Origin of the sequence: Phaeobacter sp. JH20_34 (assembly GCF_048056095.1) — a bacterium.
Taxonomy (GTDB): domain Bacteria; phylum Pseudomonadota; class Alphaproteobacteria; order Rhodobacterales; family Rhodobacteraceae; genus Phaeobacter; species Phaeobacter bryozoorum.
On sequence record NZ_JAYMWT010000016.1, the window covers coordinates 112087 to 127601 of the forward strand.

The 15515-nt window shown below is 61.4% G+C and carries 14 protein-coding genes and 1 tRNA gene; 7 read left to right on the forward strand and 8 right to left on the reverse strand.

The genetic code is table 11. The features are described 5' to 3' along the window. Positions 1 to 54: 54 nt before the first annotated feature. Positions 55 to 1029 carry a DUF2332 domain-containing protein gene (locus tag VWZ81_RS12170; protein WP_416543246.1) on the reverse strand — a complete coding sequence of 325 codons (975 nt, stop codon included), beginning with the start codon at positions 1027 to 1029 and terminating at the stop codon, positions 55 to 57. Positions 1030 to 1409: 380 nt separating this feature from the next. Between VWZ81_RS12170 and VWZ81_RS12175 the strand changes: the two genes are divergently transcribed. The 5 genes from VWZ81_RS12175 (at position 1410) to VWZ81_RS12195 (ending at position 5838) form a co-directional block, all read left to right on the forward strand. Next, positions 1410 to 2243, forward strand: a complete 834-nt coding sequence (locus VWZ81_RS12175; RefSeq protein ID WP_340546745.1) for a hypothetical protein — start codon at positions 1410 to 1412, stop codon at positions 2241 to 2243. Continuing rightward, complete coding sequence (locus VWZ81_RS12180; RefSeq protein WP_416543245.1) at positions 2240 to 3307, forward strand: endonuclease/exonuclease/phosphatase family protein; 1068 nt, start codon at positions 2240 to 2242, stop codon at positions 3305 to 3307. Before VWZ81_RS12175 ends, VWZ81_RS12180 begins: the two co-directional genes overlap by 4 nt. 138 nt (positions 3308 to 3445) lie before the next feature. Further along, positions 3446 to 4549, forward strand: a complete 1104-nt coding sequence (leuB, locus tag VWZ81_RS12185) for a 3-isopropylmalate dehydrogenase (RefSeq protein ID WP_340546743.1) — start codon at positions 3446 to 3448, stop codon at positions 4547 to 4549. A 212-nt stretch (positions 4550 to 4761) separates the two neighbouring features. Beyond that, positions 4762 to 5718: a DMT family transporter gene (locus VWZ81_RS12190; protein WP_340546742.1), complete on the forward strand. Its 957-nt coding sequence runs from the start codon at positions 4762 to 4764 to the stop codon at positions 5716 to 5718. A gap of 43 nt (positions 5719 to 5761) precedes the next feature. Then, positions 5762 to 5838 (forward strand) — tRNA-Pro (locus VWZ81_RS12195). A gap of 55 nt (positions 5839 to 5893) precedes the next feature. Here VWZ81_RS12195 and VWZ81_RS12200 read toward each other — a convergent pair. The 4 genes from VWZ81_RS12200 to hisS all read right to left on the reverse strand — a co-directional run bounded on the left by VWZ81_RS12200 (position 5894) and on the right by hisS (position 10159). Then, positions 5894 to 6556 carry a hypothetical protein gene (locus VWZ81_RS12200; protein ID WP_416534599.1) on the reverse strand — a complete coding sequence of 221 codons (663 nt, stop codon included), beginning with the start codon at positions 6554 to 6556 and terminating at the stop codon, positions 5894 to 5896. A 334-nt stretch (positions 6557 to 6890) separates the two neighbouring features. Then, on the reverse strand, positions 6891 to 7583 hold the full coding sequence (hisG, locus tag VWZ81_RS12205) for an ATP phosphoribosyltransferase (protein ID WP_340546740.1): 693 nt from the start codon (positions 7581 to 7583) through the stop codon (positions 6891 to 6893). After that, positions 7580 to 8668: an ATP phosphoribosyltransferase regulatory subunit gene (locus VWZ81_RS12210; protein WP_340546739.1), complete on the reverse strand. Its 1089-nt coding sequence runs from the start codon at positions 8666 to 8668 to the stop codon at positions 7580 to 7582. The genes hisG and VWZ81_RS12210 overlap by 4 nt, the downstream gene beginning before the upstream one ends. A gap of 3 nt (positions 8669 to 8671) precedes the next feature. Continuing rightward, positions 8672 to 10159, reverse strand: coding sequence for a histidine--tRNA ligase (gene hisS / locus VWZ81_RS12215; protein WP_416543244.1), 1488 nt, complete (start codon positions 10157 to 10159; stop codon positions 8672 to 8674). 215 nt (positions 10160 to 10374) lie between these two features. Here hisS and VWZ81_RS12220 point away from each other — a divergent pair, with 215 nt between their 5' ends. Further along, the gene (locus VWZ81_RS12220; protein ID WP_340546737.1) at positions 10375 to 10569 is read left to right on the forward strand and encodes a SlyX family protein; all 195 of its coding nucleotides are present in this window, start codon (positions 10375 to 10377) and stop codon (positions 10567 to 10569) included. Positions 10570 to 10607: 38 nt separating this feature from the next. On the opposite strand, the gene VWZ81_RS12225 is transcribed toward VWZ81_RS12220, so the two are convergent. Beyond that, positions 10608 to 12788: a heavy metal translocating P-type ATPase gene (locus VWZ81_RS12225; RefSeq protein WP_416543243.1), complete on the reverse strand. Its 2181-nt coding sequence runs from the start codon at positions 12786 to 12788 to the stop codon at positions 10608 to 10610. Between the two features lie 213 nt (positions 12789 to 13001). Between VWZ81_RS12225 and VWZ81_RS12230 the strand changes: the two genes are divergently transcribed. After that, on the forward strand, positions 13002 to 14102 hold the full coding sequence (locus VWZ81_RS12230) for a CaiB/BaiF CoA transferase family protein (protein ID WP_416543242.1): 1101 nt from the start codon (positions 13002 to 13004) through the stop codon (positions 14100 to 14102). Positions 14103 to 14104: 2 nt separating this feature from the next. Here VWZ81_RS12230 and VWZ81_RS12235 read toward each other — a convergent pair whose 3' ends face one another. Then, positions 14105 to 14242: a hypothetical protein gene (locus VWZ81_RS12235; RefSeq protein WP_340546850.1), complete on the reverse strand. Its 138-nt coding sequence runs from the start codon at positions 14240 to 14242 to the stop codon at positions 14105 to 14107. Between the two features lie 129 nt (positions 14243 to 14371). Continuing rightward, on the reverse strand, positions 14372 to 15406 hold the full coding sequence (gene hemE, locus VWZ81_RS12240) for a uroporphyrinogen decarboxylase (RefSeq protein ID WP_416543241.1): 1035 nt from the start codon (positions 15404 to 15406) through the stop codon (positions 14372 to 14374). Positions 15407 to 15515: the final 109 nt, after the last annotated feature.

The window sequence follows — 15515 nt, forward strand, 5'->3', positions numbered from 1 at the left end:
GGGCGGCTTTTTCCATGAGGCGGATCGCGGGCGAAAATCGGCAAACTCGAGGTTTCAACGATTTTCTGGCAGCCACTCGATCACCTGGCCATGCGGGCCGGTCCAGGCCAGCGGATGGCCATTCTGCGTCAGCAGAAACATATTGTCCCGCACCGGTCCCGCCCGGTCCGCAAACTGCGGGAAGACGCGCGTACCCTCGTTGCTGATCCAGATCGCCCCGCTGTTCAACATCATTTCCGCGAAGGCGTCGCGCTGGCCCTGATCGGCAACATAAGTCACCACCGCTGTATGAAAGACGACAACCGTCGCCTCGGAAGGTGCCTTGGCAATTAGAGCAGGCAGATCCTGGGTCAGATCCCCGGCGACAATCGACGGAGGAGCCTTCCTGGCAACGGCGATAGCGGCGCGCAGCCTGTCGAGGCGCGACTGATGTTCGGGCCATATCAGGTGTTCGAGCCAGCGGACATCCGCCTCGCAATTGACATCAAGCGGGTTCAGATCCAGCCCCGCGCGCCAGATGATTTCGGGATGCGCCCGCGGCAAAGTTGTACCGGGTGACGCATTGCAGATCATCACAGGGGCACGGACCCCGATTTGCTGCGACGGCGGCAGCTGATAACGTTCCCAATCATAGCCATAGTAGTCCGGCAACAGACAAAGCCCTGCGGATGCTCCGACCTCAATCAGGGCAATCGGTCCCGTGATCTGGGCCAATACGGGCAACAGGACCGCACAGCGTCCCGGCTCGTTCGTCTGGGTTGTCCGGCACAGCATCACGGCTGCGATATCATCCCCCTGCTCGTGGATTGCCCTATCCAGCCGGTCATCGCATGGGATATCGCCTGTAACCGAACGCAGTGCCGCGAACAGCAGATTCGGTTGCTGGCGATCCGCAGGGAGCGCTGACAGGAACGCCAGACAGCGCGGCGAGCGGGCTACCTGCAATGCAAGCCGTTCGTAAATCAGCGACCGGCCTGCCGCCTCCACCTGCGCGAATCTGGTGTAACGTGCGGCAATCTCTCTGGTCATGGCTCCCCCGGTCAGATGGTGCGGCGGTTGTCAGTGCGCTGACTGGACTGAGCTGCGCCCCCTCGTCCCGTGAAACGATTCTACTAGCCCTTTACGGCTGACATTCCACAATATCTTGTGAAGAAGTCGATAAGCCATTGTTTTCATTGCAACTCAAGATATGCAACTGATGCAAACCGGCACCAGTCTGCAACCCAAAGTACACGGAAGGATCCCAAATCACGTCATCAAACTTGAGCAAATTCCCGCTGACAGGCAGAAATAAGGCAGAAATGAGGCAGCGCTCGGCAACAACGTTTCACCAAGAAACGACTCCGAGCATCAAGTTGGAACAACGGCACGGCAATGCACCGGCCAGTCCAGTTTGAAGGGATCGAAGCGTGATTGCACGGATTACAGGCGCGGCCATCCGCGGCATCTTTGTTGCATTGCTGATCGCAATGCCATCGCTGTTGTTGCCGGATACGGCAACCCGATCACCTGAGGTGATTGCCCTTCTTGCGATCCTCGCAGCGGCGCTGACTTTTGCCGAATATTTCTCAAGCTACCCCAGTTTCGTCGAGTTTCGCGAAGCCCCGCCGCTGAACCGAATGCGGTTTATCGCCTTGGCGCTGATTGTCATTCTGGTCAGTCTGCTGGCGCGCCACCCGATCGAGGCAACAGCCCTGACGTCGCTGGTGCATGGGCTGGCGTCCTGGTTAGGAACTACGCTGGATTTTGCCTTTTCCCCCGTCCAGCTTATCGGGTTGATGATGCCAGCGCATGTGGAGCCTGAACTGGTGACCCGGGTGATGGCAGCGGCAGCGCTGACCTATATCGTTGCACTGCTTGCGATCACTGGTTTTGCTTTGGCGATCCGGCTTTATGACTGGCCGCTCGGCAATGGGCCATTCAACGTCTGGACAAATCTGCCGCTCTTTGACCCGACAACCGGCGGCGATGTGGTCGAACGACTGCAACGGGATGCGCGCATCAATATTGTTGGCGGGGTGCTTTTTCCCTTTGCGCTTCCGGCCGTTGTGAAACTGGCCTCGGGCCTGGTCGATCCCGGTCTTTTGTCCGCCCCGCAGACGCTGGTCTGGGTCGTCGCCGCCTGGGCGTTTGTGCCTGCCTCCATGGTGATGCGCGGTCTTGCGATGCTGCGCGTCTCCGACCTGATCGCACAGAAGCGCCGCGCTGCATACGCCAGTTCCGAGGCGTTGCAGACCGCATGAGAGCGCTGGCCATCCTGCTGTTGGCCGCCCTCTTTCCGCTGATTTGTCATGCCCAGCCCCAGGTCAAGCCACTGATCCGTATCGCCAGTTTCAACACCGAGTTGTCGCGCAAAGGGCCGGGTTTATTGCTGCGCGATCTGCGCCGCGGCGAAGATCCACAAATCACCGCCATTCTGGACAGCCTAAGTGCGGCAGAGGCTGATATCCTGCTGTTGCAGGGCATTGATTGGGATCACGATGGTCACGCCATCGCCGAGTTGCGCGATCAGCTGGACAAACGCCTGCCCCGCTATGATCACATCTATGCCCCACGTCCCAATAGCGGGTTGCACACCGGGCTGGACATGGACGGAGACGGGGAGCCTTCGACCGCCCGGGATGCGCAGGGCTATGGCCGGTTCACCGGACAGGGCGGGCTTGCGTTGCTGTCGCGGTTTCCGATCCTGCATGCCAAGGCGCGCGATCTCTCCGATCTGCTGTGGCGGGATCTTCCCGGAGCCATCCTTCCTGCCCACCCCGATGGTCGTCCGTTTCCCAGCCCACAGGCGCTAGCGATCCAGCGCCTGCCAAGCACCGGCCATTGGATCGTCCCGATCCTGTTGCCCGATGGTTCTGAACTGTCTGTCCTGACCTTTCAGGCGACACCGCCGCTGTTTGACGGCCCTGAGGGTCGTAACGCGTTGCGCAACCGGGATGAGATCCGGCTCTGGCAGGTGTTGCTGGATGGCCGGCTTGGCCCCGTTCCCGCCGAACCCTGGGTTATCGCTGGCGGTGCGAACCTTGATCCCGACCGGGGGGCAGGCTATCGGCAGGCCATTGCAGATTTGCTCCGCGACCCAAGGCTACAGGACCCGCGCCCGGTGGATCAGACCGGAGGCGCGGAAACCGTAAACTGGGGCAGATCCGGCCGTATGCGCGTAGACTACATCCTCCCGTCACAGTCTGCGCAGGTCGTCGCCTCGGGACTGATATGGGCCGAAGACATCGCGGATCGCTATAGCGGTTCTGAGCGCCCTGCCAGCCGTCACGCGCTGGTCTGGACAGATTTGCAAATCCAGAACTAAGGTCACGGCAACAAGATGGCGCAGGAACCGCCCTCTCAGCCATAAAAACAAAGCGATGGCGCGCTATATGCGCCCGGAACATTGACCCACGGGCGATGTGCCGTTACCCCCGGCTGCAAGCTTTCAAGGAGTATCCCTATGTCCAACCCATCGATTCTGATTCTGCCCGGCGACGGGATCGGCCCCGAAGTCATGGCCGAGGTCCGCAAGGTCATTACCTGGTATGGCGAAAAGCGCGATCTACAGTTCGATGTGAGCGAGGATCTGGTCGGTGGTGCCGCCTATGACGTGCACGGCAAACCGCTGGCGGATGAGACCATGGCAAAGGCGCAGGAGGTCGACGCTGTCCTGCTGGGCGCCGTGGGTGGCCCGAAATACGACGATCTCGACTTCTCTGTGAAGCCGGAGCGTGGGCTGCTGCGCCTGCGCAAGGAGATGGATCTCTACTCCAACCTGCGCCCGGCGCAGTGCTTTGACGCGCTGGCGGATTTCTCCTCTCTGAAGAAGGATATCGTCGCGGGTCTCGATATCATGATCGTGCGCGAACTGACCTCCGGCGTCTATTTCGGCGAGCCGCGCGGCATCTTCGAAGAGGGCAATGAGCGCGTCGGCATCAATACCCAGCGCTATACGGAGTCGGAGATCGAGCGCGCCGCCCGCTCTGCGTTCGAACTGGCGATGCGCCGGAACAAGAAACTCTGCTCGATGGAAAAAGCCAACGTGATGGAATCCGGCATCCTGTGGCGCGAGGTGGTGACCCGCGTTGCTGCGGACTATCCCGAGGTCGAGCTGTCCCACATGTATGCCGATAATGGCGCCATGCAGCTGGTGCGCGCACCCAAGCAGTTTGACGTGATCCTGACCGATAACCTGTTCGGTGACATCCTGTCCGACTGTGCTGCTATGCTGACCGGCAGCCTGGGCATGTTGCCCTCTGCGTCCCTTGGCGCACCGATGGCCAATGGCCGTCCGAAAGCGCTTTATGAGCCGGTTCATGGCTCCGCCCCGGATATCGCGGGCCAGGGCAAGGCCAACCCGATCGCCTGCATCCTCAGCTTTGCCATGGCGCTGCGCTACAGCTTTGATCAGGGCGCCGAGGCTGATCGTCTTGAAGCGGCGGTCGAAAAAGTTCTCGCTGATGGCCACCGCACCGCCGACCTGCTGGGCGAAGAAGGCGTATCGCCGATCAGCACCTCGGACATGGGCGATGCGATCATCGGCGCCCTCGACGCGAGCCTGTAAGGTTTCGATCCATTGATCAGCGCGAGGGCCATATCGGGCCCTCGCAGCACCGTAGCCAGCCCTCGCCGGACCTTCATATCCGCGGTGCAGGAGGCCGGCGAACCTAGGGCGTGCGGCTCCATGCGCGCGAACGGGTTTTAGTATTTTCCTGATAATGTTAGCGCTATAGTGCAAAAGCTCCCCCGCCCTGTTGCGCTTAGTCGGATTGTCCCATGAACATAAAAGCCGCCCTGCTTGCTCTTTTGGCCTATGCGATATTTTCAACCCACGACGTGGTGGTAAAGGTGCTTGGCGCAGATGTGTCGCCGATTCAGCTGGTGTTCTTCAGCAGTCTTCTGTCATTTCCGCTGCTGGTACTGATGCTGGTCAAGGATGCAACCCAAGGCCACCTGCGACCGGTCCACCCCTGGTGGATGACGGCACGGTCGGCGACGATGGCGGTGATTCCGGCCAGCGCCTTTTATGCGTTTTCAGAGCTGCCGCTCGCCGAGACCTATGCCCTGCTATTTGCCACGCCGCTTCTGATTACACTGCTGTCGATCCCGATTCTGGGCGAACGTGTCGGCTTGCCACGGCTGGCGGCCGTTGTGGTCGGGTTCATCGGCGTTATGGTGGTTTTGCGCCCCGGTGCGACCAGCTTTGGCCTCGGCCATGCGGCGGCGCTCTTCGCCGCACTCTGTGCGGCCTTCCAATCGGTTGTACTGCGTAAAATCAGCGCCGACGAACGCCGGGTGGTATTGATGATCTACCCGATGCTGATGACCTTTGCGGTTATGGGCCTGGCTCTGCCGCTGGTCTACGTCCCGATGGATGGCGTGACCTTCAGCGGGATCGCAGTCGTCGCTCTGTTCGGCTTTTGCGCGACCCTGCTGACGGTCAGCGCCTATACCATTGGCGAGGCGGCGATTGTCGCCCCCATGCAATATTCACAGATCATCTGGGCAACGATATTCAGCGTGGTTCTGTTCAATGAAAAGGTCGACCTGATGACACTGGTCGGTGCCGCGATCATTATTGCCAGCGGTATTTTCATCGTGTTGCGCGAAGCGTTTGGCGGGCGTTCGGACAACACCCCGGTCCTGCGCACCCGGACCCGTGGGTACACGGCTGGCGGCACCAATGTGTCGCTCATGCTGAAACGGCAAAGCCCGGAGAAACCGGCGGAATAGGGCTTGCATATCCAGCCGCTGCCGTGTAATTCCGCGCCACGGTCGGAGCGTAGCTCAGCCTGGTAGAGCACTGTCTTCGGGAGGCAGGGGCCGGAGGTTCGAATCCTCTCGCTCCGACCAAATATAAAGGCGCCCTGGGGCGCCTTTTATGTTTTTCGGGCTTGGTCTGAACAGGTCAGCCGCCGTTTGTCGCAAAACACATAAAGAGGCCGGCTCCTCCGGTCATCGCAAGCGCCTCCATCGAGCAGCCGCGCGAGTCATGCGCCGCATTCCAAGATGTATTGCCGCCACCATGCCGGTCATGATGCCCAACCGTTGCACTGCCCTCGCCGGAGCTGGTCCAGTTGCTGCAGGTTTTGTCGCCTTCCATCCACGGGAAATAGGCCGTGCCGTCAGCCATGGTCCCTGTCAGCAGGTCATGAACATTTGGCTTGTCACCACGCCCGTTCACCAGATTGCCGTTTTCATCCAGCCCTGTGGATTTGACGATATTCGGATTGAGGTGCAGCTCATCAAGGTTGGCGGCAATCTGCACCCCTTTGGCGTTATGCCAGGGGCCGCTTCCGATCCGGTCACGTGCCGAGATACCACGCTTGCCCTCTTCCTGGGTACTGAGATAGGCGCGCCAGGTTTTGCCAGTGACGCCTGCCGCCTCGGCGAGATTGGTGCAATGGGCGTCGGCGCCCTCAAGCCCACCCAGATCGCCGCCTTTTCCCGAACCGACGCTGGTCACGAAGAAGCTCATGCTGGTGTCCTGGGCGAGTGCCGCCGGGCTGGCAGCTAATAGCAGCGGAATAGCGGTGAGTGCCGCTTTGGCAGCGGCTTTGGTTGATATCATATCTATCTCTCCCTGTTGATCGGACAAAGAGAGGCGAGATGCACAATACTGAGATCACGCAAACAGGCCCTCGCCCCCCGTGTCCAAGGTATTCAGGTAGAGGCCGACGGAAGATTTTCAAATGAGCGGTTGGCGGCGCCGCTCGCGGGAGATGCACATCTGCGTGATCCAATGGCGCGCAAGCCATCGCGCCGCCGGTAAACGATCCTAACCGAACCCCCACCACAAAAGAACAGAGAGGCCGCCACGGGGTGCGCGGGCGGCCTCTCGGAAGCATGTGCAGACATGTGGCTCTAACCCGCCCGATAGGCCCGCCGACGTTGGCGTGCTGCAATCAACCGTGCAGACGTTTCAGAAGCTCGCTCAGAGACGCTTTTTCACCAGCGCTGTATTTCGCCACGCGGCTGCGCCAAAGTGTTGCCTGCGACCGCAGGATCAGCCCGTCGGACATCAGCTTCAGATGGTTTGCCCGCAGGGTCTCCCCAGTTGATGTGATGTCTGCGACCATTTCGGCGGTCTCGTTCTTGACGGTCCCTTCGGTCGCGCCCTGGCTATCAACCAGCTGATAGTCCGCGACACCGGCATCCATCAGGAATTCCCGTACCAGGCGATGGTATTTCGTGGCGATCCGCAACCGATGGCCGTGTTTGGCCCGAAACGCCGCTGCGACCGCGTCCAGATCGTCGATGGTCTCAACATCCACCCAGATCTGCGGCACAGCAAGGATCAGGTCAGCGTGACCAAAGCCGAGGCCTGCAATCTCTTCGACCTGCTGTTCCCAGAGCGGTAGTTTTTCCTGCACCAGATCAGTACCGGTGACGCCCAGGTGAATCCGCCCCGCTGCGAGTTCGCGCGGCATCTCACCGGCAGACAGCAGCACCAGATCGATGCCGTCGATCCCATCAACCGCACCGGCATATTCACGATCTGACCCGGTACGCGACAGGATGATGCCGCGTTTGGCAAACCATTCAAAGGTCTTTTCCATCAGCCGTCCCTTGGACGGCACACCAAGCTTCAGGCTCATGATTGTGCCCCTTCCAAGAGCAGCATCAGATCAGGACGAACGACGCCGCCGACGGCGGGGATCTCTGCTCCCTGCCCCAGCTGCCGTGTCAGCGCGTCATAGCGACCGCCGCTGGCAATCACCGGCAGATCGGGTCGCGCGTCGGCGTAAAACCCGAACACGAAACCATCGTAATACTCCATTGATGTCCGCCCGTAGGAGGCTTCGAAGTCAAGGCTGTCCACATCGATGCCTCGGGCTTTCATCGCGGCTGTCCGGGCGTCCAGCCGGTCAAGCGCCGGGTTGATCGCTGGCAGATCCACGGCGATATCGCGCAGCTGTTCCGAGGCATAGGGGATAGTCTCCCGCACCGCCATCAGCGCCTCAAGCGCGGCCAGTTCGTTCTCTGCAATCGGCGGGGCGGCTGCATCCGCACGCAATGCATCGACGCGCGCATCCACCTCCGCCGGGCGGCGTTTGCCAATCGCAGGCACTTGCCCGGTCAGAACGCCTTCGGTCGACAACAGCTTGCGACGGCTTTCGGCGACAGGGACGCGGCCAGCAAACTGGTCAAGCATCGCCCGGAACCGGCGCGGCCGCCAGATGTGGCGCATGAGCGCAGCCTTGCGCAGCCTGGTGGTGTTGAGCCCCTCCACCGCAGCCATCAGGATACCGATATCTCCGGTAGCCGCACGCACCGGCAAATCACGAAGCTGGAGCGCAATCAGCGCAAAAACTTCAGCATCAGAACCGGCGGCATCGTTGCGTTCGAAGACCTCATAGCCAACCTGAAGATATTCATTGGCGCGATCCTCGTCATGTTCCTGACGGCGGAACACATCGCCCGCATAGGTGTAACGCGCCGGTTCGGCGCCATGGCTCATGTGCATCTGCACCACCGGCACGGTGAAATCGGGGCGCAGCATCTGTTCCCCGCGCAGCGCATCGGAGGTCACATAGGCACGGGCGCGAATGTCCTCGCCATATAGATCCAGCAGCGTTTCGGCAGGCTGTAGAAACGGCGGCTCGACCACCCTTGCCCCGGCGGCCTCGAAACTCATGCGCAGCCGCGCGGCCAGCGACAGAGCGCTCAGACGATCACCCATCGTTCAGCCCTGCCCTGCAAGGATTTCGCGCACCTTGGAGACCAGATCACCGCGTGGCACCTCAAACTGGCTCGGACGCTCTTTCCACTCTTCGAGGGTGGCGTTCTCGGCAATCTGCGCGCCGAGGATCAAATCCTTGATCTGCACCACACCGCGATCTTTTTCCTCACCGCCTTCGATCACCGCTATGGGCGAGTTCCGCTTGTCCGCGTATTTCAGCTGATTGCCGAAGTTCTTGGGATTGCCAAGATAGACCTCAGCCCGGATGCCTGCATTGCGCAGCTCGGCCACCATGGTCTGGTAATCCGCCATACGCGCCTTATCCATCACCGTCACCACAACAGGGCCGGTGGTCTTTGCCTCGATCCGGCCTTTCTCGCGCAGCGCGGCCAAGAGCCGGTCAACACCGATGGAGACGCCGGTCGCCGGGACTTCCTGACCCGTGAAGCGCTTCACCAGATCGTCGTAACGCCCACCGCCCGAAACCGAGCCGAACTGCCGTTTACGGCCCTTCTCATCCAGAATCTCGAAGGTGAGTTCGGCCTCGTAAACCGGGCCGGTATAATAGCCGAGGCCCCGCACGACCGAAGGGTCGATATCGATGCGGTCAGCGCCATACCCACCAGCGGCCAGCAGATCGCCGATCTGCTCCAGCTCGGCGACCCCCTCCGCGCCAATCGCACTACCCCCAATGGCGGCGCGCAGGTTGGCAAGGGTCTTGGCGGCGTCAGCGCCCTTGGAGGTCAGGAACGCCAGCACGGGTGCTGCCTGGTCATCGCTTAGGCCAACGCCGTCGATGAAGGCGCCGGAGGCATCCAGACGCCCCTTGGTCAGCAGCTCGCGGACACCAGCCTCGCCCACCTTGTCGAATTTGTCGATGGTGCGCAGCACGTCGTCACGTTTGGCATCGCCCGCCTCAAGGCCCATCGCCTCAAGCACGCCATTCAACACCTTGCGGTTATTCACCCGCACCAGATAGTCACCGCGCGGAATGCCGACGGTTTCCAGCGTGTCGGACAACATCGCGCAGATCTCGGCATCGGCGGCCATGGAGGCGGTTCCAACGGTATCCGCGTCGCACTGGTAGAACTGGCGATAGCGGCCCGGACCCGGTTTCTCGTTGCGCCAGACCGGCCCCATCGCATAGCGGCGGTAAGGCGTCGGCAGATCATTGCGGTGCTGGGCATAGACCCGTGCCAGCGGGGCGGTCAGGTCGTAGCGCAGCGCCATCCAGTCGCCGTTGCCGCTTTCGTCATATTCCTGCCAGGCAAAGACACCCTCGTTCGGGCGGTCGACATCGGGCAGAAACTTGCCCAGTGCCTCGACTGTTTCCACCGCCGAAGACTCCAGCGCATCAAACCCGTAATGATGATAGACACCCGCAATGGCCCGCAACATCTCGCTGCGCTGGCTCACCTCTTCGCCGAAATAGTCACGGAAGCCCTTCGGCGTGATCGCCTTGGGGCGGGGCTGTTTCTTGACTTTGGCCATCTTGGCCTCCTCGGGGTGTCAAATGGGTCAGATACTCGCCCGGCGGTCTAGCCCAAGGGCGGCCCAACAGCAAGGCGGCAGAGCTCGCAGGCCCTATGGCCGTGCCGTTGTTGCCTGATCTCCATGCAACCCAAGGCGGCGACGTTGGCACAACCGAGCATGGACCCTGCACGCAACTGCCCCTATGACAGCGGCAGACCCGAAGGGAGAAACCGATGCAACATCTCGAAGAACAGATCGCCCACCTGACGCGCACCGTCGATGAGCTGAGCGATGTGGTCAACCGGCAGCAATCCGAGATTGACCGGCTGACCCATCGTGTCGCCATGCTGTTTCAGCGGGAAGCTTCACGCGAGCAGGACGGTGGCGGCGGGGTTGTCATTGGCGACGAACGTCCTCCGCATTATTGATCTCTCCCTCAGTCGGCGACTGTCGTCCACGCCTGTGCTTAGCGCTCCTTCGACGTTGGCGAGGGTCTGAAAGACAGCAGCCGCAGCGCATTAAGCGTCACCAGGACCGTGGCGCCAGTGTCGGCCAGAATCGCGATCCACAGGCCCGTGATCCCCAGAACCGATGTCACGAGAAACACGCCTTTCAGCCCCAGTGCCACGGCAACGTTCTGGCGAATATTCGTCAAAGTGGCGCGCGACAGGCGAATAATGCCGATCACATCGCTGACCCGGTTGCGCAGGATCGCGGCATCTGCGGTCTCAAGGGCCACATCCGTGCCAGACCCCATCGCGACACCAACCTGCGCTGTCGCAAGCGCGGGCGCATCATTGATCCCATCGCCGACCATCATGACCTGACCGCGCTGTGTCAGCTCTTGCAGGGCCGCTACCTTGTCCTGCGGCATCAGCTCTGCACGGTGATCAATCCCCAGCTGGCCGGCGATGGCGGCTGCCGTGCGGGCATTGTCCCCTGTCAGCATCGTTGCGGTGATCCCCATCTGTCGGAGCGCGCGCATCGCTTCCACCGCATCTTCGCGCGGCTCGTCCCTGAGCGCGATCAATCCATATAGAACCTCGTCACTGAACAGGGCGACAACGGTCTTCCCCTCGGCTTCAAGCTCGGCAGCCTGCACCATGGAAGCCTGCGCCATCACACCTGTTTCTGCGGCAAAGCGCGGCGATCCGACGGTGATGACAACCGACCCGAGCTTGGCAGAGGCCCCCTTCCCCGGCACCGCGTGGGCTTCCTGCACCGGAGGAATATCTACCCCGGCTTCGACAGCTCGAGCATAGATCGCCTCGGCCAGAGGGTGGCTCGACTCCCGCTCGACCGCTGCGGCGAGTTGCAGAACGCTGCCCTCACTGCCCTGAACCACAACGATATCGGTGACCTGAGGTCGCCCACGGGTCAGCGTGCCTGTCTTGTCGAATGCAACATCGGTGGTGCGGGCGGCGGCCTCGATCACTGCGCCCCCTTTCAGAAGCAGCCCATGGCGCGCACCGGACGACAGCGCCGAAGCGATGGCAGCGGGTACGCTGATCACCAGGGCACAGGGACACCCGATCAACAACAGGGCAAGGGCGCGGTAGATCCATGTGTCCCAATCCATCGCGAAGACCAGCGGCGGCACCAATGCGACCAGCAGCGCGATACCCACGATGATCGGCATATAGATCCGGCTGAAACGGTCGATGAAACGCTCTGTCGGCGCACGGGCGCTTTCTGCCTCTTCCACCAGCCGGATAATCCGCGAAATGGTGTTGTTGGCTGCGGCGCGGGTCACCCGCACCCGCAGCACCGCCTGGGTGTTGATTGATCCGGCAAAGACTTCGGATCCCGGTTCCTTGAGGCTGGGCACGCTCTCGCCCGTCACCGGACTTTCGTCGACGCCCGAGATACCGTTGATCACTTCGCCATCCGCAGGCACGCGGTCACCTGGGCGCACCACGACAATCTGCCCCTCCCGCAGGCGATCTGCGGCGATCTCCTCCAGGGTGTCACCACCTTCAAGCAGCGCCGTCTTTGGCACCAAATCCGCAAGCGCCCGGATACCATCCCGCGCCTTGTTGGCAGCCAGACCTTCGAGCATCTCACCCACGGCAAAGAGAAACACCACCAGTGCCGCCTCTTCGGCAGCACCGATAAACAGGGCGCCAATCGCTGCGATCGACATCAGCATTTCAATGGTAAAGGGCATCCCCGCCCGCAGCATCGCAAAGGCACGCCGCGCCACAGGAGCCACTCCGATCAGGGTCGCCAGCATGAACGCCCAGAGACCAACCGTAGGCGATGCCAGCAGCTTAATGCTCCAGGCCAGCGCCAGCAGCAGCCCCGTCACCAGCAGTAATTGCCCCTTGGCACTGTGATACCAAGGCGGGGCCACTGCATCGGCGGCATCGGCGTGCTGTACGCCGCCACAGCAGGGCGCAGAGGTGCCAGCTGGTGCAGTGCTGCTTGCCGTGACACCAAACCCCAGCCCGCGCACCGCCTTCTCGACGGCCATCACCGAGCCTTGGCGTGGATCAAGCTCCAGGCGCAGCCGCTCCGACATCATGGCGACCTCGACGCCGCTGACACCCGGCAGTCGCTCAACCGCGCCACGCACCTTGGTCGCGCAGGACCCACAGTCCATTCCGGTTACCCGCCACTCCAGCTGCTCAATCGCATCCCTAGCCATTCCAATGTCACCTTTTTTGTCATCACATCGTGTCGGCTGCTTATGTAATTGCTACAGCAGCTGGAGCTTCAAGCGCTTTCTTCAGAAAAATCTGATCCGAAAACAGCAGTATTCGGGATGTGCCGCAACGGTCTTCTTGGGGCCGGGCAGAAAGCCGCTAGGCTGACGGCAAGGTCGCGACATCATCCGACATTACCCGACAGGAGGCCCGCCATGCTGACAGGAATTCGTGTAATCGAGATCGAAGGGCTGGGCCCTGCGCCCTTCGCCGCGATGATGCTGGCGGATCTTGGCGCGGATGTCATATGCGTTCACCGCAAAGCCGAGGGTGCGGGTTTGATGCCTGCACATCCGATCATTGATCGCGGCAAACGCTCCATCACGCTGGATCTGAAATCGCCGGCTGACGTCGAAACGCTGCTGCATCTCGTCGAGACTGCCGATGCGCTGGTCGAGGGCTTTCGACCCGGTGTTATGGAGCGGCTGGGGCTGGGGCCGATCACATGTCACGACCGCAACCCCGACCTTATTTATGGGCGTATGACCGGATGGGGGCAGGATAGCCCCTTGGCCGAAACCGCCGGTCACGACCTAAACTATATCGCGCTGTCCGGGGCGCTTTGGTATGATGCAACGCCCGGCACCCCTCCCCAGCCACCGGCGACTTTGGTGGGCGATATCGGCGGTGGCGCGCTTTATCTGGTCGCGGGTATTCTGGCAGCGCTGGTAAGGCGCGAAACCCGTCACGGCGACACGCCAGCCGGATGCGTCGTCGATGCCGCGATTTACGATGGCTCGGCCCATATGATGAACCTGTTGATGACATTGCAGCAGGCCGGACAGTTCAGCAGCCTGCGTGGGAAAAGCCTGCTGGATGGGCCGCATTGGAGCCGCTGTTATGTCTGCGCCGATGGCGGGTACATCAGCGTGCAATGTCTGGAACCACAGTTTTACGCCGAGTTTCTGTCGCGCCTCGATCTGAGCGAGGATGCCCAATTCGCCCGGCAGCACGACAAAAGCCTCTGGCCGGTGCTGGGCGCAAGGCTGGCCGGTATCTTTGCCGCGCAGCCGCGCGACCACTGGGACAGGCTATTCAAGGGCAGCGACGCCTGCGTGGCACCGGTATTGTCACCCATCGAGGCAGAGGCACATCCGATGAACCAGCGCAGGACCTGGGTAACAGCTGAGAATGGCCTCCAGGCCGCTGCGGCGCCACGGTTCTCTGGTCAGGACAGCTGGGAGGTCCCACCGGCCCCGGCACGTGGCCAGCACAATTCCGAGATACTGGCGGAGCTGAGGCAACGGCAGCGCTAGGATCAGCTGTCTTTCTTGGCCTTCTCCGCCGCTGCTTTCATCCGCGCCAGGAGTTCGGCTTTGGTTTCGCGCGCACCATAGGGGTTCTTGGCGCTGCCCTTGGCATTATGCTCCTGATGACGCGGGCTGTTTTTGCCCATTCTGGGGGCTCCAGATTTCTTGTAATCCATCGACTTGCCCTTTCGGCGTGAGTGGAAAACGCGCTGATGCCGCAATTGGCCTCAGCGCGCAAGACGAACATGATCGCCGGACAGCTCTGTTCGGCCCGGTCAGCTGCCGCGCACCGCGTCGATCATCCGTTGCACATTGTCCGGATCGGCGTCCGGGGTGATCCCGTGGCCGAGGTTAAAGATATGCGGCCCCTTGCCGAAAGCTTTGACGATACGGTGGGTGTCATCAATCAGCTCCTGCCCCCCCGTCACCATATGGCGCGAGGCAAGATTGCCCTGAACACAGCCGTCAACCTGCACATTGGCCGCCGCCCATTCGGGGTCAACGGAGTTATCAAGCGCCACACAATCGACACCCGTCGCCCTGGCAAAACCGACATATTTTTCCCCCGCCTCACGCGGGAAACCGATCACCGGAATTTCGGGATGGCGCTGTTTCAGCGCGGCAGTGATCTGGCAGCAGGGAGCCAATGCGTATTTCTCAAACGCCTCGCCACTGAGCGATCCTGCCCAGCTGTCAAAGATCTTGACCACTTCGGCACCGGCTTTGATCTGCATCGAGAGATATTCGATCGTCGCCTCAGTGATACGGTCCAGCAGCGCCTCAAACAGCGAATTGTTTTCCTGACGCAGCAGATGCGCAGGCCCCTGATCCGGCGTGCCGCGTCCCGCGATCATATAGGTCGCGACGGTCCAGGGCGCTCCGGCAAAGCCGATCAGCGTGGTTTCGCGGGGCAAGGCAGCCGAGAGCAGCCGCACGGTTTCATAGATCGGGTTCAGCGTCTCATGGATGTCGCTGACCGGTCCCAACTTGGCAAAATCGCTCTCCGTTGTGACCGTCGACAGGCGCGGCCCCTCGCCGGTCACGAACCAAAGATCAGCCCCGAGTGCCTGCGGCACCAAGAGGATATCGGCAAACAGAATCGCTGCATCGAAACCGTAGCGACGGATCGGCTGCAGCGTCACCTCAGTCGCCAGTTCTGGATTATAGCAGAGCGACAGAAAGTCGCCGGCCTCAGCCCTGGTGGCGCGGTACTCGGGCAAATAGCGGCCCGCCTGGCGCATCATCCAGATCGGCGGCACATCCTGTGTCTCGCCCGCCAATGCGCGCAGCAGCTTCTTCTGTTCGGCCATGATCACCCTCATATCTGTGTTGCATCTGAGGTCTAGCCTTGGCGGCAAATTGTCAAGGGCAGCGGGACCGGTGCTTGTCATGGCATTATGTCGCGATTAAGGGTCGATA

Coding starts and splice junctions, on each gene's coding strand:
- VWZ81_RS12170 (WP_416543246.1), bottom strand. CDS start 1,029: ATGACCAGAGAGATTGCCGCACGTTACACCAGATTCGCGCAGGTGGAG.
- VWZ81_RS12180 (WP_416543245.1), top strand. CDS start 2,240: ATGAGAGCGCTGGCCATCCTGCTGTTGGCCGCCCTCTTTCCGCTGATT.
- leuB (WP_340546743.1), top strand. CDS start 3,446: ATGTCCAACCCATCGATTCTGATTCTGCCCGGCGACGGGATCGGCCCC.
- VWZ81_RS12190 (WP_340546742.1), top strand. CDS start 4,762: ATGAACATAAAAGCCGCCCTGCTTGCTCTTTTGGCCTATGCGATATTT.
- VWZ81_RS12200 (WP_416534599.1), bottom strand. CDS start 6,556: ATGATATCAACCAAAGCCGCTGCCAAAGCGGCACTCACCGCTATTCCG.
- hisG (WP_340546740.1), bottom strand. CDS start 7,583: ATGAGCCTGAAGCTTGGTGTGCCGTCCAAGGGACGGCTGATGGAAAAG.
- VWZ81_RS12210 (WP_340546739.1), bottom strand. CDS start 8,668: ATGGGTGATCGTCTGAGCGCTCTGTCGCTGGCCGCGCGGCTGCGCATG.
- hisS (WP_416543244.1), bottom strand. CDS start 10,159: ATGGCCAAAGTCAAGAAACAGCCCCGCCCCAAGGCGATCACGCCGAAG.
- VWZ81_RS12220 (WP_340546737.1), top strand. CDS start 10,375: ATGCAACATCTCGAAGAACAGATCGCCCACCTGACGCGCACCGTCGAT.
- VWZ81_RS12225 (WP_416543243.1), bottom strand. CDS start 12,788: ATGGCTAGGGATGCGATTGAGCAGCTGGAGTGGCGGGTAACCGGAATG.
- VWZ81_RS12230 (WP_416543242.1), top strand. CDS start 13,002: ATGCTGACAGGAATTCGTGTAATCGAGATCGAAGGGCTGGGCCCTGCG.
- VWZ81_RS12235 (WP_340546850.1), bottom strand. CDS start 14,242: ATGGGCAAAAACAGCCCGCGTCATCAGGAGCATAATGCCAAGGGCAGC.
- hemE (WP_416543241.1), bottom strand. CDS start 15,406: ATGGCCGAACAGAAGAAGCTGCTGCGCGCATTGGCGGGCGAGACACAG.